This window comes from Marinococcus sp. LNSP9103-4 (genome assembly GCF_056034345.1).
Window position 1 is genome coordinate 146,388 of sequence record NZ_JBQLIA010000003.1, and the last position, 20,429, is coordinate 166,816.

The window sequence follows — 20,429 nt, forward strand, 5'->3', positions numbered from 1 at the left end:
GCTCTTTTCAATGTATAAAGGAGGGATCCTTTTTATTTTTTTCTTTCATGAAAGCAACCAGCTCTACTGAAGGCACCGGCCGGCTGAAATAATATCCCTGGACGTAAGAGGTGCTGTACTGCTGCACAAATTCCAGCTGCGCGGCATTTTCCACTCCTTCCGTAACGACATCGAGATCAAGCTCTTCAATGAGGCGGTAAATGCCAGTTAAAAGCGTTGTATCAAAGGTCGTGGAAGGAATATGGCGTACAAAGCTGCGGTCGAGCTTTACCAGATTGATAGGAAGGTCGCGGAGGGAATGCAGTGAAGAGCTTCCCACCCCAAAATCATCGAGCGCAACTTTCACTCTGCGCTGCTGCAGCTGTGTAATAAAATCAATAGTCATTTGAGGATCATAATCGATATTGTCCTCTGTAATTTCCGCCCGCAGAAGATGAGGCGCAAAGCCTGTTTCTGCCAGCGCGCTATCAAGGGAGTCCATAAGATAATCAAGCGATTGAATCTGTATTTTAGACACATTAAAAGACAATTTGATGGAAGGGAAGCCGGAGGCTCTCCACTTTTGGGCTTCCTTAAGCGAAGAATGAATCACCCACGAGCCGACTTCGTGAATATCTCCTGTTTCTTCTAAAAGCGGTATGAACGTGGCGGGGGAAATGCTTCCGTAAACCGGATGTTTCCAGCGAAGAAGAGCTTCAGCCCCGTCCACATTCTCGCATTCCGGCTCCATAATCGGTTGGAATTCCAGATGGAATTCTTCTTTTTCGAGAGCAAACATAATGTCGTTTCTTATTGCCAGAGAAAATTGATAATCATCATTAAGAGACAACTCATCATAAAAGACAATTCTGCTGTCTTTATTCTTTTTAGCCTCGTACATAGCGGTGTCGGCATGCTTTAAAAGAATGTCAAAGCTTTCCCCATCGTCAGGAAAAGAGCTCACCCCGGCACTGGCTGAAATAAACGTAGCTTTATCGTCAAAATAGTATTGTTTATTAAGAAAAGTCACGGCCTCTTCGAGTACGCCAGCGAGGTGTTCTCTGCTTTCGGCTGCTGTAACTACAACAAATTCGTCTCCCCCGAGGCGGGCGGTGATTGAATCAGGACCGGTAAACATGCTGTTTAACCTGGCGGCAGCCTGTCGGATTAATTCATCACCTGCCCTGTGCCCCCAGCTGTCGTTAACTCGTTTAAACCCATCAAGGTCAAAAAATAGAACGAATGTGTTATTTTTATGGTTTTCAAGAAACCCTGGAAAAGCTTCCTGCACATAATGACGGTTATGCAGAGAGGTGAGGTGGTCTGTATATGCCATATGTGTAACTTCAAGGTGAGCGTATTCCGAACGCTCAAGCATATTGTTCATAGATTCCTCCAGCTCTTTTAATTCCCTGGCCGGCCGGTGTTTTAAAGAAACCCTGTGGGAAAGCAGATGATGGAGACGAATATGCTTCAACTGCTCTGATAAAGAAGTAATCGGTCTTTCCACAAGGAATTTAAACTGCGAGTATGTCAGTGCGAAATAGGCAAGCAGCAGAGCAAGCATGAAAAAAACCATTGTATTCACGGTATCGGAAAGTTCGGAGGAGTATACCCGGTCTTTCATTACCTCCAGCTGGAAAGCAGAACGGCCATCTGCGTTTTCAGCTGTCCAGGTGCCTTCGATAGTGTCCGCATCTTCAGAAGTAATGGCCGTACCGGACGGTCCATTTCCTGGCTGCAGAGTGATCGGGAAGGAGAACAAGTCACCCACAGTATCTATATATCTGTCGTCAACTGTTTTTCCCATAACTAAATAACCATTAAAGTCTCCAGTCCCGTCGCTCGGCAGAATATGCTGAATAGAAAAATAATGGGCGCCGGAGCCGCTTCCAGTCAGAAAAGTCCGCTCATCCCCGGACTTCTGCAATTCTTTCTGTACTCCAGAGAGGAGCGAACGGCTTATATCTCCTTCTTCCTGGCTGTGCAGATCCACTTTTTTTTCGTAGACGGCTTCAAGCTCTTTATTAACGAACATAATGATGTTTACGCCGTTGTTAATAAATGTATCATTCTGCAAATTTGTATGTATGTACTCTTCATGCTGGTCTGTCATAAACTGAAAAGAATCGTCCCAGGTGGCCCAATCTTCATTTAAAGCGTGCATGGAAGCAATATCCTGTTCAACAGCTGCCTGGACCTGTCCAACATCCTCAAGGGCATTGTGCCGGTCAAAGCTATCGGCGTCCGCCATCAGCATCGGGTAAAAAATAAAAGCCATGACTGCGAGAAAAACGGCGATGCTGATAAGAGCATGAGCCTTGCCGTAAGATCCTATTCTCATTTCTTATCAACTCCTCCGCAGCTGATTGACTGCTCATTATTATATAAGTATCTCTGTTACATATATAATGACACAAAAGGCTGTATAAAGATATGTATTATTTGTGACTTTAGTCTTATGAAAAGACAGCTGCCGGAATTTCATCCGGCAGCTGTCTATATACAAATTATTGAAAAGAAAATCCGCGAGTTACTGGATGTCTTCGGCAAGTCGTTCTACTTCCTTCGCAGCGTTAAAATCTTTTTCGGTGACGCCGCCCTGGTCTACAGTGGTAAAAGAAATAGTAATCTGGGTATGATCAATGGTAATTTTGGGATGGTGCTGCACATTTTCTGCATGCGCTGCCACCTCTTTAACAAACTCAATACCATCCAGATAATTAGAGAATTTATACTCCCGTACAATGGCCTTGTCCCCGTCATTATTCCATTTTGGCAGATTGCTAAGCTCGTTTTGAATTTCTTCTGCAGACATGATCATTGTTCCACGTTCCTTTCCTTATTGATGATTTTTTCTCTCCCGCCTCAAAGGGAGAGTAGTACACCTGAAAGAGCCCCCGGATTTTATAATTTCATCGTAGGACACTTCATGAACTATAAAACCGTATTCCCGTAATTGTTTGTTAACATGCATATTTTCCGGCAGTGAGATGACATGGCGGCGCCCGAGAGAGAATACATTAGTCCCCAGCCGGCTCTGTTCCTCCTCAGGTACAGAAATAATATTAAAATACTGCTTGACTGCTTCCAGACTCTCCGTGTCAAAGGCTGCTTCATAGGCAATAGCAGTAGCACTGTCCAAAATATTAAATATACAGTCCAGATGCAGATGGCGGTTATCGAAATGTACCGGTATAATCTGCTTATCAGGACACGCTTTCTGAAGTTCGTCCAGGCCTTCTTTAGATGTCCGGGAGCTTTGCCCGACAAAAAGAAGCTTCTCTGAAAGCATAACGTCCCCGCCTTCGATGGTGCCGCTTTTTAAATGTGTACACGGGCCGTAACGCTGTTCATACCAGTCCGCTAAAGCCGTGGTTTCTGCCGAACGAATAGAAGTACCCATATTTGATAAAAACAATTGATCATCAATCACAAACCCAATGTCCCGGGTGAAGACCTGTTCGGGGAGAGAAGCGGAGGCAGGCAGAAAATGTACAGAAGCGCCGAATTCCTGAATGACAGCTGTAAGCTGTTTATGCTGAAAAACTGCTTTTTCTATATCGATATTGGCGGAAGCGTGCTGCTTCTGCATTTCATTTATTACTTCTTTAATAGCCATATGCCTGGGCTCGCACATGATAACATCGGCTAAAACAGAATATTCATCTTCAACATACGCAGTAATAGTGTTGGTCAAAAGAACCCGCTCCTTTTCTCTTTAAGCATACATTATACCAGACAAAACGACGGGAATTATGTATGCTTAACGGAAAGAAAAGAAAAGTTTTAAAAAAATTGTTGAGAAGAATTGACAAAAGGAATAAAATGAAGGGTAGTATAATTATGAAAAATCCTTACATATCAAGGGTTTTCGAGATAGATCGTCAGCGGGGCCGGAAATCAGCCGCTGGTTGTTTACAGAAAGAGAGGCACGAAGTATGTTTAAACGAATATTAATAGCCAACCGCGGCGAGATCGCAGTTCGCATTATAAGAGCCTGCCGGGAGCTTGGGATTGAAACTGTAGCCGTATATTCTGAAGCGGATAAGGATGCCCTCCATGTCCACATGGCAGACGAAGCTTACTGTGTGGGACCGTATGCTTCCTCAGAAAGCTACTTGAAAATGACTAATTTAATTTCCACTGCTTTAAAAACAGGAGCTGAAGCGATCCACCCGGGATACGGTTTTTTAGCAGAGAACGCTGAATTTGCCGAAATCTGTGCAGACCACGATATTACGTTTATCGGCCCTTCTCCGGAAGCTATCCGCCGGATGGGAACGAAGGACGTGGCAAGAGAAACAATGAGGGATGCAGGAGTACCGGTTGTGCCGGGAAGCAATGGATTGCTCGATGAAAATACGGATGTTCATGCACTTGCAGAAGAGATCGGTTATCCAGTGATGATCAAGGCTACTGCCGGCGGCGGCGGAAAAGGAATGCGGGCAGCTCATGCCGCTGAAGACCTGGACAAATGCATCCAGATGGCCCGTCAGGAAGCAGAGAACTCCTTTGGTGACGCCGGAGTTTATATGGAGAAGCTGGTCGTGGAGCCAAGGCATATAGAAATTCAGGTTATGGCAGACAGTCATGGAAACGTTATCCATTTAGGAGAAAGAGACTGTTCGATCCAAAGACGCCACCAAAAGCTTGTAGAAGAAGCGCCGTCACCGGCTCTCGATGAAGAAACGAGAAAAGCAATGGGGGAAGCCGCCGTTCAGGCTGCAAAAGCAGTTGATTACTGCGGAGCGGGCACAGTGGAATTCCTTTTGGATGCCCATAAAAAGTTTTATTTTATGGAGATGAATACGAGAATTCAAGTGGAGCACCCCGTGACAGAGGAAGTGACCGGTGTTGATTTAATCAAAGAACAAATTTATGCAGCAGCCGGCCATGAACTGCAGGTGAAGCAGGATGAAATTGAAATTGAGGGATGGGCGATGGAATGCAGAATCAATGCAGAAAGTCCGGCAAAAAATTTCAGGCCTTCTCCTGGGAAACTTGAACTTTATCTGCCTCCAGGCGGATTGGGTGTACGGGTGGACAGTGCGATGTATACAGGGTTCAAAATTTCTCCCTACTACGATTCAATGGTAGCCAAGCTGATCGTCCGCGGAAAAAACAGGGAAGAAGTGATCGCCCGGATGAAGCGGGCGCTGCTTGAATTCGTCGTAGACGGAGTGGATACGACGATCCCGTTTCACCTGAAGCTTTTAAACCATGAAGATTTTATTTCCGGAAACTTTACTACAAACTTTTTGGACACCCATTCTATTATGGAAGAAGAAAGCAGTGTCTAGCATATAGGAAGGCGGAAGGATCGATGGCGACCAGATCGACAAAAAAGCGGATTACGGATGCAGCGTTGGAGCTGTTTGAAGAATTTGGCTTCCATGCGGTCACCGTCGATCGCATTGTGAAACAAAGCCATACATCTAAAGGCGGTTTTTATCACAATTTCACGTCCAAAGAAGAACTTTTGTACACTATTCATGAATCATTCATTACCTATGTGCTTACAAAGGCAGACGAAGTGCAGTCCAGATATGACACACCGGCCGAGCGGTTATATGAGGTAATACGCTCGTTTGTCCGTATGTTTGAAGTGTACCGTCCGCATGTAACAGTGTTTTATCAGGAAGGAAAGCACTTGTCTTCAGATTATTTCAAGCGGCTCGAAGCCAAACGGGATGAATACAAGAACACGATGTTTCAATTGGTCGAAAACGGTATTGAAGAAGGAGAGTTCCGAAAGGAGCTCCCAGTGCCAATTACGTCGATGGCGATATTTGGAATGATGAACTGGACATACAAGTGGTACAAATCAACCGGCCTGTACTCACTTCAGGATATCGCGAACATATTTGGCGATCTCGTGATGAATGCGGTCCTTACCGAAGAAGCCAGAAAACAGCAAAAGTACCAGCGTTTTTTCTTGAATTCAACGCATGTGTAAGTGTTTATTTTTGAGAGGAGAGAACCCTAATGTATTCCATTGAAGAAATCAAAGAGCTCATTCAGGCAGTGGACGAGTCCTCCGTTGGAGAGCTCGAGATCCGCAACGATATGAAAGAAAAGGTTACTATACGTAAAGAAGCAGCGATGCGTCCTGTGGCACAGCAGAGCGTCCAGCCGGCGCCGCAGCCAGCAGCCCAGCCGGCGCCGCAGCAGTCTGAAACGAAGAAGGAAGAAACGCCGGAAGACAACAGGGAAAAGGAAGCGGAGTCCAATTATTATGAAATTACATCACCGATGGTAGGCACGTTTTACCGCTCACCTTCACCGGAAGCAGGAGCTTATGTGGAAAAAGGGGCGGCGATTAAGCCGAACACCATCGTCTGCATCGTAGAGGCAATGAAGTTAATGAACGAGCTTGAAGCAGAGGTCACTGGAGAAATAGCAGAGATCTTAGTAGAGGACGGAGAGTTAGTAGAATACGGGCAGCCTCTTTTCCGGGTGAACCCTTCATAAATAATATGCTCCGGGACTGAGAAGCCCCGGAGCATATTTGTATCTGTTCAGGAAAAAGAAGCACCGATAAACATCAGAAGGACACTGCTGAAGCTGAGAACAAAAGGAACGTTTGCCATAAAGGAAAAACGTTGGTGCCAGAGGACGAACAGCTGGTCGAGTGTAAAAAACAGAACAGCAGCGAAAATGCCCATGAGTGCGATGTTCCAGTGCTGGGAAAAAACATAAACAAAAGCTCCGCCAATCATGTGCAGAACGAGGGAGACTTCGGGGATGCGCCTGAAGAAAAGGTTGGTGATCCAGTCTGAACAGATCGAAAGAATAGTGCCGTAAACAATAATTGGTACGAGGGAAAAAAAGCCATAGATCGTATAGCTGTGCATTAAATCAGCCAGAGTACTGCCGCCGTTTGTCGTAAAGGGGAGGACAAAAGCCATAACAAACAAAAAGAGCGCCCAGACAGCCAGTGAGGTATGCAGTTTATTCATCAACGATCCCCCCTGAGGTATTTAAGTTTGTATTACCGCTTTCATATAGAACTAAACCCGTATATATGATTGAAGGGAAAAGCTTCTGTTTCTGATGGGAAGGGAGGATATGGTACGATAGGAAAGGAATTTTTAACGAAGGTACAAAGAAAGGATTAGACAATGATTTGGACAATAACTCCCTGGGTTTTTTATGTCATCTGCGCCATTGTTACACTAGTGATAGGAGGAGTGGCAGCGTATGCGCTGCACCGGGCTGGCGCTAACCGGTCAAAGCGGATAGAGCGGCTGCTTTCCCCGTTACTCGCTGTTTTTATGGTGGGATTATTTTTTTATTTGAGCTTCAGCTTTGCCGACCGCCTGCAGCCGGGGGAACAATTAATAACCTCAGACAGCCTTGAAGAAGCTCAGGAAACAAAAGCAATTATTCCCCTGGGTTCTTACGCGGTACTCGATAACGTGTATGCTTTTGGATATTATAAAAACGACCAGTGGGAGGGCAGTGATGTTCTCGTCCGTGTCCAGGTAACTGATGAAGAGGCATTTCTGGAATCGTACGAGCCTTATATAGCTGGAAATGGCCTGTTTTTTAACCATTCCCGCGTAGAGTTTGAAGAAGCATACGAGCAGGAATGGCGGGCACCCGCCCAGGAGGCCGAAAGCCGTCTGCTGAACGGGGAGAGCCTTGAGCTTGACGGAGTAACGATTGAAGCTGAGCATACAGAATAGTGTTCAAGGAGGAAAATAATCATGCGGATCGCAGCAGTAGAACAAAACGGCCATTCTTTTCTTGCCGGGTACGATGAAGAATTTGATGTGTATGTTGATTTAGAAATTGGCGAAGACGGGGATTTGAGAAAATGGCTCGAAGAAACCGTTAACGGAAAAGCACTGCTTGTAGAGCGGTGGAAGGACTATACAGAAAGCCGTCACCAATTCAAGACACATGCTGCCGAAAGTGTAAACGTGCTCCCGCCGGTTAACCGGGAAGGGCAGAACATTATCTGCATCGGAAAAAATTACGCTGATCACGCTGCTGAAATGGGGGCACAAAATGCTCCGGAGGCACCGCTGGTGTTTACAAAATCTTCTTCGTCATTAATCGCACACGGCGAAATGATAGAGCTGGACGAATCTTTCACAGAAGCTCTGGATTATGAAGGGGAAATAGCTGTCGTCATTGGAAAAGCGGGACGGCAGATTTCAAAAGAAAATGCAATGGATTATGTATTCGGGTACACCTTGTTCAACGATATCACTGCCCGGGACGTACAAAAGCGGCACCAGCAGTTCTTCCTTGGAAAAAGCGGGGACACGTATGGTCCAATCGGCCCGTATGTTACCGTCGGCCCCTCCGGCCAGCCGTCAGACTGGAAGCTCGAAACTTACGTAAATGGAGAAAAAAGACAGTCGGGCAGTATGTCGGATCTTATCTTTAATATTGAAGAGCTGATCGAACAGTTATCCAGGGGTATGACGCTCCGCCCGGGTGATGTTATTGCCACGGGTACACCGGCTGGTGTCGGCTCGGGGTTCAATCCTCCTAAGTATTTAAAGGACGGGGATGCTGTAGACGTTCATGTGAAGGCGATTGGTACGCTCTCCAATAAAGTAAAAAAATTATAGCCTATGCAATACCCGAACCATACTGCGCCTGAAGAAGTAAAAAGAGCGGGGCAGCGTGCAGAAACTGTTTGACGTCGATGCCAAGCCGGTCTGTCACTTTGTCGAGGCGGTATTTCAGCGTATTCCTGTGCAGGTGGAGCCTTTTGGCGGTGGCGCTGCTGTTTAAGTTTTCGAGGAAGAAAGTATAAAGAGTGTGCATTAATTCTTCATCCTGTTCGAGACCGCTTAGAGCATAATGGAAAAGTTCTTTTTTAGAGAACCGGGTACTTTCAACCATATGAATGCAGGGCAGCGCTTCAAATGGGGCAAAAGAGCGTCTGGAAGGCTGCTGCTCCTGAAGAAATGAAAACATCTCCTGTTCCTGCTGATAAATTAAACGAATATTTTCACTGCGGTATACCTTTCTTCCGCAATAAACAGAGGCATCAACCATCGTGTCTCCCATCAGCAGTGTTGATAATTCCTGAGCCTCGAATACTTCCTCCTCGTCTGAGTCATCATCCGGGATAACAGCAAGAAGCTTTTCATCCCCGAGGACGGTAAGAATGACAGAGCGCTGGTAATATTCAAGAAGAGTATCGTAAATATCATTTTTCCAGCGGTAAAGGCTGGAGCCTTCAAGAAATAAAAAACGAAACGGACTGGGAATATGCTCAGGAAGCGTATCACTTTTTGCCTGAAGATAGGCAGCCCAGGGAGAGTCTTCCCGGCTCCCGGGGGATACGGGCGTGAGCACAGTTTCGAGCAGCTGCTTTTCCCGGATCGAGAGTGAATGAATGGGAATAGCCAATTGTGCACCATCCGGAAGCCTGTAATAAAGGTGTTGTTCGGGCTGGTTGATTTCCTTCCATTGCTCCTGGGGCACTGCTTCTGGAAATAGCGAAATAATATCATTTTGCAAGCTGACCGCCTCCTATTCTTACATTATTGTATCAGACACGCATTATTCTAAGGTATAAGACTTTTAACGAATTGGCGCCCAGATGATAGAATGACCCAGAAAGCTAAAATAGAAAGGATGAACGACATTGGCTTACGATTTAGAAGGAATCCGCCAGTTGGATGTAGACGAACTGAAAGAACAATATAATAACGGTAAAAAAACACCGATCATGATTGATATAAGAGAGCCGGGCGAATATGAAGAACGTCATATACCGGGTGTGCCTCTTCTTCCGATGAATCAGGTCCCTGAAGTGATCGATCAGTTTAAAAAAGATGAATCATACGTTTTTATCTGCCGAAGCGGTTCAAGAAGCCAGCATACGGCCCAGTATTTTCAGGACAATGGCATTGAAAATGTTTATAATTTTGCCGGTGGGATGCTCGCCTGGGATGAAGAAACGAATTCCGGCATGGAAAATCCGTTAAAGGACGTAAACGATTTATATAAAAAATAATCGCGAAGAAAGCTGCAGAGTAATTTCTGCAGCTTTTTTAATATAACAGCTATCATAATTCTCACTGAAAAAGCTGAATGTGTCTTCTTTTCTATAAAGATGAAGGGTTTAGTATTAATTGATTTGGGAAATAGCAAAAAAGAGCATTGAATACAGTTGATTGAGACAGGAGGCGTATGTATGCAGAAAAATAGTATTTTATGGACCGTATTGACAGCACTGATTGTTGGCGCAGCCGTTTATTTCCTTAAAGACGGAGAAACAAGAGCGCAGGTGAAAGATGTATCAAAACGAACAGCGGCTAAAGTAGGCGGCAAAACGAAAGAAGAAGAAGATAAAGAATTGAATGAAACTGTAGGTAACCCGAACCCTCAGGATTTTGAAGACAACAAAATGGTTTCTGAAGGTGCTCAATACTCTGTCCTTCATTACGAAGAAGCAGAGGAAAAAGAGGAAGAACCCCTCCGGACAGCAAAGGAAAAAGATGAAAAATAGGCAACGGAAAGACAGCTGTCGAAGTGCTTAATGCACGCAGCTGTCTTTTTATGTTCCTAAAGATGATTGAAGGAAATGGAAGGCTTCGGTCTTTTCAATAATTGCTTTACTGGGGTACAATATTCAGAGTGTACTACTATAACGGCTGTAAAGGATGGACTGGCATGATTACTATCGAAAAGCAAATGATCGCAGATATTCCCAGCCTGCATATTTCTAAACAGGCAGATAAACATCATCCGCAGCCGACGGTTTTATTCTGGCATGGCCTTGGCAGCAGTAAAGAGCAGAATCTTTCCTTCGCCTATTATTTGGCAGAAAGAGGGCTGCGGGTAGTGCTTCCGGATGCTCTTCATCACGGAGAACGTGAAGGCGATATGGACGCTGGCAGTAGAACCTATGCCTTTTGGAATATTGTCATGCAGGCGGTGGAGGAAACTGAAGCTCTGCTGAATGAAATGACTACATATGAATGGATTGACAGCGGCCGGGTGTATGTTTCCGGTACTTCTATGGGAGGAATCATTTCATGCGGAGCGCTCAAGTCCTTCGAGTGGATTCAGGGAGGCATGATCATGATGGGGTCGCCATCCTGGAAAGCAATGGCTGAAGAACAGATACGTTCATTAAAGAAAACGTCTGACTGGGAGCTCTCGGCACGTGAGGAGCAGGATTTGTTAGACAAACTGGCCACGTATGATCTTTCCCTTGATCCCGCTAAAGTGGAAGCAAAACCTATCTTTTTTTGGCATGGAAAAGAAGATGACGTTGTCCCTTATGAATTATCGTATCGCTTTTATGAACGTCTTCCGGATAGAACTTCAGCGGGGCAGGCCTATTATCTGCAGCAGGAAGCGGGTCATAAAGTAACGAGAGAAGGGATGATCGCAGCCTCAGAATGGGCCGCCTCCCGTATTTAAAGTAAACGTGCAGTAGAAAGGAGGACAACTATGCTTACAAGCCATTCATCTATCGTATCGGAAGTCATACGTGTCCTGGTTATCGTATTCGGGGCTTTGATTATGGCAGTCGGCCTGAACTTGTTTTTGGAGCCGGCAAATGTATTTGCGAGTGGAGCTACGGGGATTGCGCAGATTATTGCAGGCTTTCTTCCGCTTTCCACCGGCGTACTTTTGTTTCTGATCAATATACCGATTGCTATGCTCGGCTGGTTTAAAGTAGGACGGCTGTTTACGTTCTACAGCTTTTTGCACGTAGCGCTGACAACGTTTTTTCTTGATCTTATACCTATTACGGAACTTTCGGGAGACATTTTATTAAACAGTGTCTTTGGCGGGGCAATTACAGCTGCAGGAGCTGCCGTAGCCTTGAAGTGGGGGGCTTCTGCGGGCGGCCTGGATATTGTGGCCCTGGTGCTGGCACGTATGGGAGACCGTCCGGTCGGTACGTATTTCATGCTGCTGAACGGGGTCATCGTTATAGCAGCCGGCTTTCTGTACAACTGGGAAAGCTCTTTATACACCCTGGTAACACTGTATGTCGGATCAAGGGTCATAGATACTATTCACACACGACACGTAAAGCTTACAGCTTTAATCGTAACGAAAAACCCGGACGAGATGCGGGATGCCATTCATCAAAATCTGACAAGGGGGATCACACGGATTCCTGCCCGGGGAGGATTTGATGCAAGCGAAAAAGAAATATTAATGACAGTGATTACACGGTACGAAATGTACACGCTTCAGCAGGTGGTGCAGGAAGCAGATCCGGAGGCATTCACAAACATTATTAACACGACAACGGTGTTCGGGCTGTTCCGTAAAGACGACTAATCAAAATAAAAGTCGGGAAGTGAGAGAGATGGCCGTAAAAAAGTGGTTAGCTGCAGTACTGGTATGTTTCTGTATGCTCCCTGTCGCTGCGTGCGGCAGCGAACAGACTGCTGAAGAGCCTTCCGCCGGAAGTCAGGAAGCTTCAATGACAAAAAAGGATTGGGAGCTTGCCGGCACTCTGGACACTGAAAGCAACGCCTGGCATTTGGAATTTGAAAATACGGGCAGCGGAGAAATGAAGCTGGATTTCCCGGATGGCCAGGAAATAGAAGTTATTATTAAAGAAGAGGGCGTATCCGAACCAGTTTATATTTATTCGGAGGGAAAGGTGTTTACGCAGGTGGAGAAATCTGTGGAGATCAATGCCGGAAACATACGAAGGTGGGACGGAGAGCTTGATGCAGACCTTCTCGATCCTGAAAAGTCGTATCAGGCAGAATTCCGGATCCTTGCTGAAAATCTGGATACCCCGGCTCTGGAAACGTCCGACGCCCCGTAAGAGCAGGAGCTGGCAAAGCTCCTGCTTTTTAGTATCAATAAATAAAAAAAGCAGCAAGAGAAAGCAGACCGATAGTACCGCAAATGATAGCAGTGAACCTTCCGCCTATAAAAGCGATCAAAAAGGCAATGCAGAGACCGAGCATGCCGAACCAGGCATCAGGAGGGGAACGCAGGGCTCCCGGAAGCAGAAGAGCTCCGAGCGCTGCATACGGAATGAACTGGAGTGCCTGCTGCACGGAAACGGGCAGCCGGTTAATATTTAATGAAAAGAAAGGGACCACTCTCGTTACGTATGTAATAACGCCCATTCCAATGATTAAAAGAAGCATGTTCATGGCCGATCCCTCTTTTTCTGCTCAAAGGAACTGACATATACGACAATAATGACTGAGGCTGTCATTGCAGCTGGAATAGCCCATCCTGAAGAAAGCCAGATCCCAAGAAACGTGTTGATAGCTGCGCTTAAGCCAGCGGTGTAAAGGGCCATCCGGTATTTTAAAATTGCGGGAAACAATAGTGCGGCAAACAGGGCATATAAAGCAAAATCCATGCTGATCTGCAGATAACCGGGAAAGAAGGCGCCAAAATAATATCCGGCACATGAAAAAGCAACCCAACTGATATATGCTGCCAAAAAGACCCCAATCCCGAAAAATACGGTCGTTTTATTCCTTCTGGAAGAGATCAACGCAAAGACTTCGTCTGTTAATCCAAATGCTAAAACCGCCTGTTTCCATTTAGAGTCTGAGAAAAGAGATTGTTTGGCAGAAGCGCTCATTAATAAATGCCGGATATTTATGAGAAACGTGGAAATCCAAATACTGTATAAACCAGCCCCGGCAGTAATCAGCCCAATAGCCATATACTGGGCGGCACCGGAAAAAATGATAATACTCATAAGTGCTGTTTCAAATATGGACAGACCGCTGTTGGCACCAAGCAGACCAAACCCCAAAGCAGCAGGTACATAACCGGCGGCGATAGGAAGACCCTGCGTAAGGCCGTTGGCCCAGGAGTGTTCTAATGCAGCTGTATTACTCATAAGGGCCTCCTCTCTATTTAATTATATTTTACATTTGTATGTTATATTATACAACAGAGGTGAAAAAATGAAAGAATCAATCGGGAAAGAAATTGGCAAAACATTACGACAGCTTCGCCATGAGCGTGGGTGGAGTCTGGATAGACTGTCTGAAGCAACAGGAGTAAGCAAACCGATGCTTGGACAGATTGAGCGCGGGGCATCGAATCCGACGATTACGACGATGTGGAAGATTGCAGAAGGGATGGGTGTAGGGTTTTCCGCATTTCTGCAGCAGCAGCGGCCGGACATTGAATTTGTTTCCGCTGATAAAGCTGCCTGGCTCGAAGGGGAGAACGGCTACGCAGTCCGGAATATTTTTTCCAAACACGAACAGGCTCCAGTCGAATGGTATGAATTTGTGCTGGCTCCTTGGGGAAGCCATTATTCTTCTGCCCACCCATTCGGAGTAGAGGAATACATTTTTGTGCACGAAGGGCAGATGGAGGTACAGACGAAAGAGGAAAGTAAACAATTAATGAAGCCGGGGGACGCGCTGCGTTTCCGGGCGGATCACTCTCACGCCTATATTAATACCGCTTCGGAAAAAGTCAAAGGCGTTCTTATGCTTTTTTATACCGCTTACCGGCAATAAAAAAAGCCTTCCCCCTTAAAGGGAAGACAGAACTTAAAAACGGAAGCCGTAACGTTTGGAAATAACGTCGTAAAAGCCGAGGGAATTATACAATGCTTTTGTGGCTGCGTTGTTCACTCCGGTTTCCAATTCAATGCCTTTGATGTCATTATGCTCTGCCCAGTAAATAATTTTTAACAGAAGCTTCTTGGCAATACCCCGGTTCCGGTACTGCTGATCCACGTAGAGATCATTCAGCCAGACATAATACCCTCCCTTTTCAAGACTGATGCCAATATTTAAAAAAGCAGCTCCGACAATCTGTTCCTCCGTTTCAGCTACAAAAATATGGGCGGTGGAGTCGGAATCAAGAGAAAGATCGATAGCCCGCTGTAGAAACCGGTAAGCATCCTTCATGCCGATGGAATCCATCTGCCCCATAAGCAGATCTGCTATTTGATTTCTCACATACTGTTCGGTATCTGTAGGTACTTTATACACCTGCATCGTTGAACACATCCTTATTTAAAATCACGCGTTTAATTTTTAAAAAGCACTGTGTCGTCCGCGGAAAGCTTTAACCGCTCTTCTAAATAATGGGCGATGCCGTCTTCTTCATTTGAACCAATGACTTCATTGGCCGCTGATTTTGTAGCTGTACTCGCATTTCCCATGGCAAGCCCGGTCCCAGCGGCTTCAAGCATTTCCAGATCATTATCCTCATCCCCGAAAGCAATTACATCCTCCATTGAGAGCCCCGCATAGGCAGCGACTTTTTCGAGGCCGTTTGCTTTGTGATTTCCCTTTTTTATTATTTCAATCATATGGTGAGGCTCTCCCCACGAGCGCTGATGCATGCCCTTGGCTTCACTGGATGAGAGCAGATCCTGCAGGCGTTCTGCTGTCCCTTCCTGTGGATACACGAGCAGGGAAGTAGGAGAGTTCGGAAGCACTCTTTCAAGTCTTCCGGCTCCGGTTACCGGTCCCTGGAAAGCCAGAAGATCAATAAAGGATTCATCATGCTCATCCATGTACACGTCATCGAGAACTTCAGCAAGCATGTTTTGGACATTTAGCTTGCGGCAGGTCTCAATCACTGTCCTGGCAAGATCCAGGTCAAGCGGTTCATGGAAGGAGCGGAAAGAGCGATCGGCCGGATGATGAACATAGGCTCCGTTGAAATTAACGATAGGCGTGGAAAGGCCGAGCTGCTGGTAGTACATTTTACTGGCGCGGTATGGTCTGCCGGTAGCGATAGCTATTGTATGCCCGGCTTGTTTAGCCTGCTGGATTACTTTCCAGGTCTTTGTGGAAATTGTTTTATCATCTTTTAAAAGCGTCCCGTCTAGATCAAGAGCTATCAAATGTTTTTTCATAAAAACCTCTTCTTTCCTGGTGGAAATATAAATGCGTCTGTACGACTGTATAGAAACAGCGTCTTTCACGATCCGCTCTTTATTTTACTGGAACAAAAGCAAAAAGAAAAGAAAAGGAATACCTGCCACGTGATAAAAAAGATGAAAGCATTCTACTCATTTATACATCAATTGTACATTTTCATACATAAACTATATTCCCCGGAAAAAGGCTGAACAATTAGAAAAAGCTTAATAAACTCAGCTTATGACGGAAATGAAAAAATATGAAGAAAAAATAAAAATACAGTTGCATTAATATATATTCAGACTTATAATAATCACCAGAACATATTGTATAAAGATAAATAGAGGTGCAACTTTATGAATACAGCTATTATTGGAGCAACTGGCTACGGAGGAGTGGAGTTAATACGCATGCTGGCCCAGCATCGCGGCGTTGAACAAATAGATGTTTACTCCTCCTCGAAGCAAAATACGAAGCTTTCTGATATGTATCCGCATATGAAAGATTTATATAATGAAATTCTGAAGCCGCTTGAGGCAGCTGACTGGTCCGCATATGACGTTGTATTTCTTTCGACCCCGCCCGGTATATCAGCGGAATGGAGCGAAGCTATTGCAGCACACACGAGGGTGATTGATTTGTCCGGGGATCTCCGGCTGAAGAACGCAGGAACTTACGAACAGTGGTACCAGCGTCAAAGCGCACCGGAATCCCTGCTTCAGGAAGCCGTCTATGGTTTGACGGAATGGAACAGAAACGAAGTGGCAGAAGCTTCTCTATTGTCAAATCCGGGATGCTATCCGACAGCAGTGCTTCTTGGCCTTCTGCCGCTGGTGGATAAGGACGTGATTGATCCTTCGAATATCATCATTGATGCAAAAACAGGCACTACAGGAGCGGGTCGGACGCCATCAGCGGTCACTCATTTCAGTGAAATGGATGGGAATTTTAAAATTTATAAAGTGAATGAGCATAAGCACACACCAGAGATCGAACAGGCACTGGACATGCATACAGGTGGAAATCACCCCGTTACGTTCAGCCCTCACCTGGTGCCGATGACGAGGGGGATTTTAGCTACTATGTATATGCCGCTTACCGAAGGGACGAAAAGCGGTCATATTGAAGAGCTGCTTCATCAGGCATATGACAAGGAGCCTTTCGTTAGAATACGGGGAGAAAAAGCATTTCCAGCAACTAAAGAAGTATATGGAAGTAATTTTTGCGATATCGGCTGGACAGTGGACGAGCGTACCAACCGGCTGACGGTGGTTTCAGTAATTGATAACTTAGTTAAAGGCGCCTCGGGGCAGGCGATACAAAATATGAATGTGATGCTGGGAGCAGATGAGAAGGAAGGAATTTCTCAGCTTCCGGTTTATCCATAAGAAAGGAAGAAAAATCATGGTAGAGGCATCGACAACAGAGCAGGTAATAGAAGTATCGGGAGGAAGCATTTTAAGTCCTGCCGGTTTCTCCGCAGCGGGTATTCATACAAAGGTCAAAAGAAAAAGAAAAGATCTCGGAGCTATTATTTGTGACGTGCCAGCGTCGAGTGCCGCTGTATATACGTTGAATAAAATCCAGGCAGCACCGCTGCAGGTGACGAAAGAAAGCATTGCCAAAGAGGGAAAGCTTCGGGCAATCGTCGTCAATAGCGGGAACGCCAATTCATGTACAGGAAGACAGGGGCTCGAGGATGCCTATACCATGAGAAAAAACAGTGCCGAAAAATTCGGTCTGCCGGAACATCAGGTAGCGGTCACTTCTACCGGTGTGATCGGCGAAGCGATGCCGATGGAGAAAATAAATGAAGGCATTGCCCACCTCGAGCCGGAAACCGGATTCGAACGGGCGCAGGATTTTAATGAAGCAATCATGACGACGGATGTTGCTGGAAAGCACGCATGCTTTCAGACATGGGTGGACAATAAAGCAGTGTTTATCGGAGGCGTAGCGAAAGGCTCCGGAATGATACATCCAAACATGGCTACAATGCTAGGATTTGTAACGACGGACGCTGCCATTGAGTCCGCTCATCTGCAGACGGCGCTTTCAGAAATAACGAACAAAACGTTTAACCGGATTACGATTGACGGCGATACCTCAACGAATGACATGGTAGTCGTCATGGCGAGCGGCAAGGCGGAAAACAGCCCGCTGCACCCCGGTCACCCTGATTGGAACGCGTTCGTTACCGGATTGAAGGAGACATGTGAATCCCTTTCGAAAAAGATCGCGAGAGACGGGGAAGGGGCCACCAAGCTGATCGAAGTGAAGGTCGAAGGTGCTGCTACAGATGAAGAAGCCGGCCAGGCAGCCAAGCAGATTGTCGGATCAGACCTGGTGAAAACCGCTGTATACGGCACAGACGCCAACTGGGGACGGGTGATTGTCGCTCTCGGTTACAGTGAAGTAGAGCTTGATCCGGATACGGTGGATATATCCGTAGGGCCGGTAGAAACCTTGAAAGCAAGCACTCCGGTGCATTTTTCCGAAGAGGATGCAAAAGCGTATCTGGAAAATGACACGGTGGAGATAACGGTGAACCTCCACGTGGGCAATGGAAGCGGCAAAGCATGGGGATGCGACCTGACGTATGATTATGTAAGAATTAACGCCGGATACCGGACGTAGGGAAAGAAGGAGGAGAAGAGCATGAACAGCATCACTGTAGTCAAATGCGGCGGTTCCACGGTAAACAAACTAACAGCTGAGTTTTTCAAAAGTATAGCTGCGATGAAAGAAAAAGGCATGAATCCGGTGCTTGTGCATGGGGGAGGCCCTGAAATCAACCGTATGCTTGAACAGATGCAGATTGAGTGTGAGTTCGTAAACGGGCTGCGAAAAACAACGCCCGAGGTGCTTGAAGTAGCAGAAATGATTCTCTCCGGAAAAGTGAACAAATGCCTCGTTTCCTCCCTTCAGTCCGCCGGTGCTCCGGCTTTTGGCATGTCCGGTATTGACGGAGGGCTTCTGGAAGCAGAACAGGTGGCGGATCAGAATCTCGGGCTCGTCGGCAACGTCGTAAACGTTAATACCTCCTGCATACACTCTATGCTGGAAAGCGGATTCGTTCCGGTGATCGCTCCTATTGCAGCGGATAAAAACGGAAAAAAATTAAATGTGAATGCTGATGCGGCTGCCTCGGCTGTCGCACAGGCAGTAGGCGCAAAAGAGCTTCTGTTTATTACAGATGTTGAAGGTGTGCTTATTGACGGAAGCAAAGCTGACTATATTCATGTAGAAAAGCTCGAGCAGCACATTCACGATGGAGAAATTTACGGCGGAATGATACCGAAAGTCCAGGCGGCAGCAGCAAGCCTGACCGGGGATTTGGAAAAGGTCGTTATTGCCGGTGCGGACGGACATACAGACGAAGCAGGCGGAAAGCTGAAGGGAACAGCAATCATAAGAGAACAGGTCCAGGCTCCGTCCCTGACTTGAAAGGAGGAGAACCATGCAGCAGACAGAACAGAAATCACATCTATTCGAAACTTATAAAAGATGGGAACTCACTTTTTCGCATGCGGAAGGCTGTACCGTAACGGATAAAGAGGGTGAAGAATACACGGACTTAATGGCTGGCATCAGCGTTGTCAACCTTGGCCACGGTGATCCCGATGTGATAAAGCATGTAGAGAAACAGCTGCACGCTGGATGGCACGGTTCCAATTTTTTTCAATATGAACAGCAGGAGCGTGCTGCAGAGCTTTTGACGAAGCTTACAGGCTTAGATCTTGTATTTTTTGCAAACAGCGGGACGGAGGCAAATGAAGCAGCTATAAAGTGCGCGAGAAAATATACCGGGCGTACGAAAATCCAAAGCTTTGTCCAGTCTTTTCACGGGCGGACATACGGAAGCATGGCAGCAACCGGCCAGGATGCCATTCATCAAGGCTTCGGCCGCATGCTCGAAGACTTTGAATATTTACCGTATAACGATGTGAATGCACTGGAGAAGGCTGTGGATGAAAACACCGCGGCAATTATGCTTGAACCGGTGCAGGGAGAGGGCGGTGTCATTCCGGGAGACCCGGCATTTATTCAAAAAGCCGCGGAGGTTGCCAGGCAGCACGGAGCGCTGCTGGTAGTAGACGAAGTACAGACTGGCCTGGGACGAACCGGCACGATGTTTGCCTATGAGCAGGCAGGCGTGGATCCTGATATTGTAACAACGGCAAAGGCTCTTGGTAACGGATTTCCGGTAGGAGCGATGATCGGCAAAGGATATTTACAGGAAGCCTTCGGACCCGGTTCGCACGGCTCCACATTTGGCGGAAATCCGCTGGCTATGGCTGCTGTAGAAGGGACGCTCCAGAAGCTTATGAGTATCAACGCCCCGAAGATGGCAGCAGAAAAGGGAAACTTTTTCACGAAGCTTCTTGAAGAAAAAATCTCCTCCCTGCCCGTGGTGAAAGAAATACGCGGCCCGGGACTTATGATCGGCATAGAGCTTACCGACAGCGCGGCACCTTACGTGCTCGCCATGCAGAAAAAAGGATTTCTGCTGATTGTTGCAGGACCTAACACGCTGAGACTTCTGCCGCCGCTGACAATTTCGCACAATGACTTGGAAAAAGCCGCAGCAGCACTAACAGAGGTGCTTGAAAAATAAAAAACGTACCAGGA

Annotated in this window: 24 protein-coding genes; 15 read left to right on the plus strand and 9 right to left on the minus strand. The window is 46.4% G+C overall.

Annotated elements, in window-relative coordinates; genetic code table 11:
- Positions 1–7: 7 nt before the first annotated feature.
- The 3 genes from ACTRXG_RS03455 to ACTRXG_RS03465 all read right to left on the minus strand — a co-directional run bounded on the left by ACTRXG_RS03455 (position 8) and on the right by ACTRXG_RS03465 (position 3,679).
- Positions 8–2,323, minus strand: a complete 2,316-nt coding sequence (locus tag ACTRXG_RS03455) for a bifunctional diguanylate cyclase/phosphodiesterase (protein ID WP_474284042.1) — start codon at positions 2,321–2,323, stop codon at positions 8–10.
- A 189-nt stretch (positions 2,324–2,512) separates the two neighbouring features.
- Entirely contained in the window at positions 2,513–2,803 is a 291-nt protein-coding gene (locus ACTRXG_RS03460; RefSeq protein ID WP_474284043.1) for a 4a-hydroxytetrahydrobiopterin dehydratase, read from the minus strand.
- Between the two features lie 18 nt (positions 2,804–2,821).
- Positions 2,822–3,679, minus strand: coding sequence for a dimethylarginine dimethylaminohydrolase family protein (locus ACTRXG_RS03465; RefSeq protein WP_474279220.1), 858 nt, complete (start codon positions 3,677–3,679; stop codon positions 2,822–2,824).
- A gap of 241 nt (positions 3,680–3,920) precedes the next feature.
- Between ACTRXG_RS03465 and accC the strand changes: the two genes are divergently transcribed.
- From accC to accB, 3 genes are read left to right on the plus strand one after another with little or no spacing between them, the layout of a single operon-like run.
- Complete coding sequence (gene accC / locus ACTRXG_RS03470; RefSeq protein WP_474284044.1) at positions 3,921–5,282, plus strand: acetyl-CoA carboxylase biotin carboxylase subunit; 1,362 nt, start codon at positions 3,921–3,923, stop codon at positions 5,280–5,282.
- A gap of 23 nt (positions 5,283–5,305) precedes the next feature.
- Positions 5,306–5,938 carry a TetR/AcrR family transcriptional regulator gene (locus ACTRXG_RS03475; RefSeq protein WP_474284045.1) on the plus strand — a complete coding sequence of 211 codons (633 nt, stop codon included), beginning with the start codon at positions 5,306–5,308 and terminating at the stop codon, positions 5,936–5,938.
- A 29-nt stretch (positions 5,939–5,967) separates the two neighbouring features.
- Positions 5,968–6,453: an acetyl-CoA carboxylase biotin carboxyl carrier protein gene (accB, locus tag ACTRXG_RS03480; protein WP_474284046.1), complete on the plus strand. Its 486-nt coding sequence runs from the start codon at positions 5,968–5,970 to the stop codon at positions 6,451–6,453.
- 47 nt (positions 6,454–6,500) lie between these two features.
- Here the strand turns inward: accB and ACTRXG_RS03485 are convergent, their stop codons facing one another.
- Positions 6,501–6,941: a hypothetical protein gene (locus ACTRXG_RS03485; protein WP_474262013.1), complete on the minus strand. Its 441-nt coding sequence runs from the start codon at positions 6,939–6,941 to the stop codon at positions 6,501–6,503.
- Between the two features lie 162 nt (positions 6,942–7,103).
- Between ACTRXG_RS03485 and ACTRXG_RS03490 the strand changes: the two genes are divergently transcribed.
- Together ACTRXG_RS03490 and ACTRXG_RS03495 are read left to right on the plus strand one after the other, a co-directional pair.
- Positions 7,104–7,670, plus strand: a complete 567-nt coding sequence (locus ACTRXG_RS03490) for a hypothetical protein (protein ID WP_474279989.1) — start codon at positions 7,104–7,106, stop codon at positions 7,668–7,670.
- A gap of 21 nt (positions 7,671–7,691) precedes the next feature.
- Positions 7,692–8,567, plus strand: coding sequence for a fumarylacetoacetate hydrolase family protein (locus ACTRXG_RS03495; RefSeq protein ID WP_474279218.1), 876 nt, complete (start codon positions 7,692–7,694; stop codon positions 8,565–8,567).
- 1 nt (position 8,568) lies between these two features.
- Here the strand turns inward: ACTRXG_RS03495 and ACTRXG_RS03500 are convergent, their stop codons facing one another.
- Positions 8,569–9,468, minus strand: coding sequence for a PucR family transcriptional regulator (locus ACTRXG_RS03500; protein WP_474284047.1), 900 nt, complete (start codon positions 9,466–9,468; stop codon positions 8,569–8,571).
- Between the two features lie 127 nt (positions 9,469–9,595).
- Between ACTRXG_RS03500 and ACTRXG_RS03505 the strand changes: the two genes are divergently transcribed.
- From ACTRXG_RS03505 to ACTRXG_RS03525, 5 genes are all read left to right on the plus strand, one after another.
- A complete protein-coding gene (locus tag ACTRXG_RS03505) occupies positions 9,596–9,967 on the plus strand; it encodes a rhodanese-like domain-containing protein (protein ID WP_474262017.1) in 372 nt (123 codons plus the stop codon).
- A 180-nt stretch (positions 9,968–10,147) separates the two neighbouring features.
- Positions 10,148–10,462 carry a hypothetical protein gene (locus tag ACTRXG_RS03510; RefSeq protein WP_022793220.1) on the plus strand — a complete coding sequence of 105 codons (315 nt, stop codon included), beginning with the start codon at positions 10,148–10,150 and terminating at the stop codon, positions 10,460–10,462.
- A 164-nt stretch (positions 10,463–10,626) separates the two neighbouring features.
- A complete protein-coding gene (locus ACTRXG_RS03515) occupies positions 10,627–11,382 on the plus strand; it encodes an alpha/beta fold hydrolase (RefSeq protein WP_474284048.1) in 756 nt (251 codons plus the stop codon).
- A gap of 30 nt (positions 11,383–11,412) precedes the next feature.
- The gene (locus ACTRXG_RS03520; RefSeq protein WP_322526440.1) at positions 11,413–12,258 is read left to right on the plus strand and encodes a YitT family protein; all 846 of its coding nucleotides are present in this window, start codon (positions 11,413–11,415) and stop codon (positions 12,256–12,258) included.
- A 28-nt stretch (positions 12,259–12,286) separates the two neighbouring features.
- A complete protein-coding gene (locus tag ACTRXG_RS03525; RefSeq protein WP_474284049.1) occupies positions 12,287–12,757 on the plus strand; it encodes a BsuPI-related putative proteinase inhibitor in 471 nt (156 codons plus the stop codon).
- A 34-nt stretch (positions 12,758–12,791) separates the two neighbouring features.
- Here the strand turns inward: ACTRXG_RS03525 and ACTRXG_RS03530 are convergent, their stop codons facing one another.
- Together ACTRXG_RS03530 and ACTRXG_RS03535 are read right to left on the minus strand one after the other, a co-directional pair.
- On the minus strand, positions 12,792–13,094 hold the full coding sequence (locus ACTRXG_RS03530; RefSeq protein ID WP_474284050.1) for an AzlD domain-containing protein: 303 nt from the start codon (positions 13,092–13,094) through the stop codon (positions 12,792–12,794).
- On the minus strand, positions 13,091–13,801 hold the full coding sequence (locus ACTRXG_RS03535; protein ID WP_474279210.1) for an AzlC family ABC transporter permease: 711 nt from the start codon (positions 13,799–13,801) through the stop codon (positions 13,091–13,093). The genes ACTRXG_RS03530 and ACTRXG_RS03535 overlap by 4 nt, the downstream gene beginning before the upstream one ends.
- A gap of 67 nt (positions 13,802–13,868) precedes the next feature.
- Between ACTRXG_RS03535 and ACTRXG_RS03540 the strand changes: the two genes are divergently transcribed.
- Complete coding sequence (locus ACTRXG_RS03540) at positions 13,869–14,435, plus strand: helix-turn-helix domain-containing protein (protein ID WP_474262022.1); 567 nt, start codon at positions 13,869–13,871, stop codon at positions 14,433–14,435.
- Between the two features lie 33 nt (positions 14,436–14,468).
- Here ACTRXG_RS03540 and ACTRXG_RS03545 read toward each other — a convergent pair whose 3' ends face one another.
- Positions 14,469–14,921: a GNAT family N-acetyltransferase gene (locus ACTRXG_RS03545; protein ID WP_022793227.1), complete on the minus strand. Its 453-nt coding sequence runs from the start codon at positions 14,919–14,921 to the stop codon at positions 14,469–14,471.
- Between the two features lie 32 nt (positions 14,922–14,953).
- The gene (locus tag ACTRXG_RS03550) at positions 14,954–15,790 is read right to left on the minus strand and encodes a Cof-type HAD-IIB family hydrolase (protein WP_474262023.1); all 837 of its coding nucleotides are present in this window, start codon (positions 15,788–15,790) and stop codon (positions 14,954–14,956) included.
- Positions 15,791–16,153: 363 nt separating this feature from the next.
- Here ACTRXG_RS03550 and argC point away from each other — a divergent pair, with 363 nt between their 5' ends.
- From argC to ACTRXG_RS03570, 4 genes are read left to right on the plus strand one after another with little or no spacing between them, the layout of a single operon-like run.
- Complete coding sequence (gene argC / locus ACTRXG_RS03555; protein WP_474262024.1) at positions 16,154–17,185, plus strand: N-acetyl-gamma-glutamyl-phosphate reductase; 1,032 nt, start codon at positions 16,154–16,156, stop codon at positions 17,183–17,185.
- A 16-nt stretch (positions 17,186–17,201) separates the two neighbouring features.
- Complete coding sequence (gene argJ / locus ACTRXG_RS03560) at positions 17,202–18,434, plus strand: bifunctional glutamate N-acetyltransferase/amino-acid acetyltransferase ArgJ (RefSeq protein ID WP_474284051.1); 1,233 nt, start codon at positions 17,202–17,204, stop codon at positions 18,432–18,434.
- A gap of 21 nt (positions 18,435–18,455) precedes the next feature.
- Positions 18,456–19,244, plus strand: coding sequence for an acetylglutamate kinase (argB, locus tag ACTRXG_RS03565; protein ID WP_474284052.1), 789 nt, complete (start codon positions 18,456–18,458; stop codon positions 19,242–19,244).
- 13 nt (positions 19,245–19,257) lie between these two features.
- The gene (locus tag ACTRXG_RS03570; RefSeq protein WP_474284053.1) at positions 19,258–20,415 is read left to right on the plus strand and encodes an acetylornithine transaminase; all 1,158 of its coding nucleotides are present in this window, start codon (positions 19,258–19,260) and stop codon (positions 20,413–20,415) included.
- Positions 20,416–20,429: the final 14 nt, after the last annotated feature.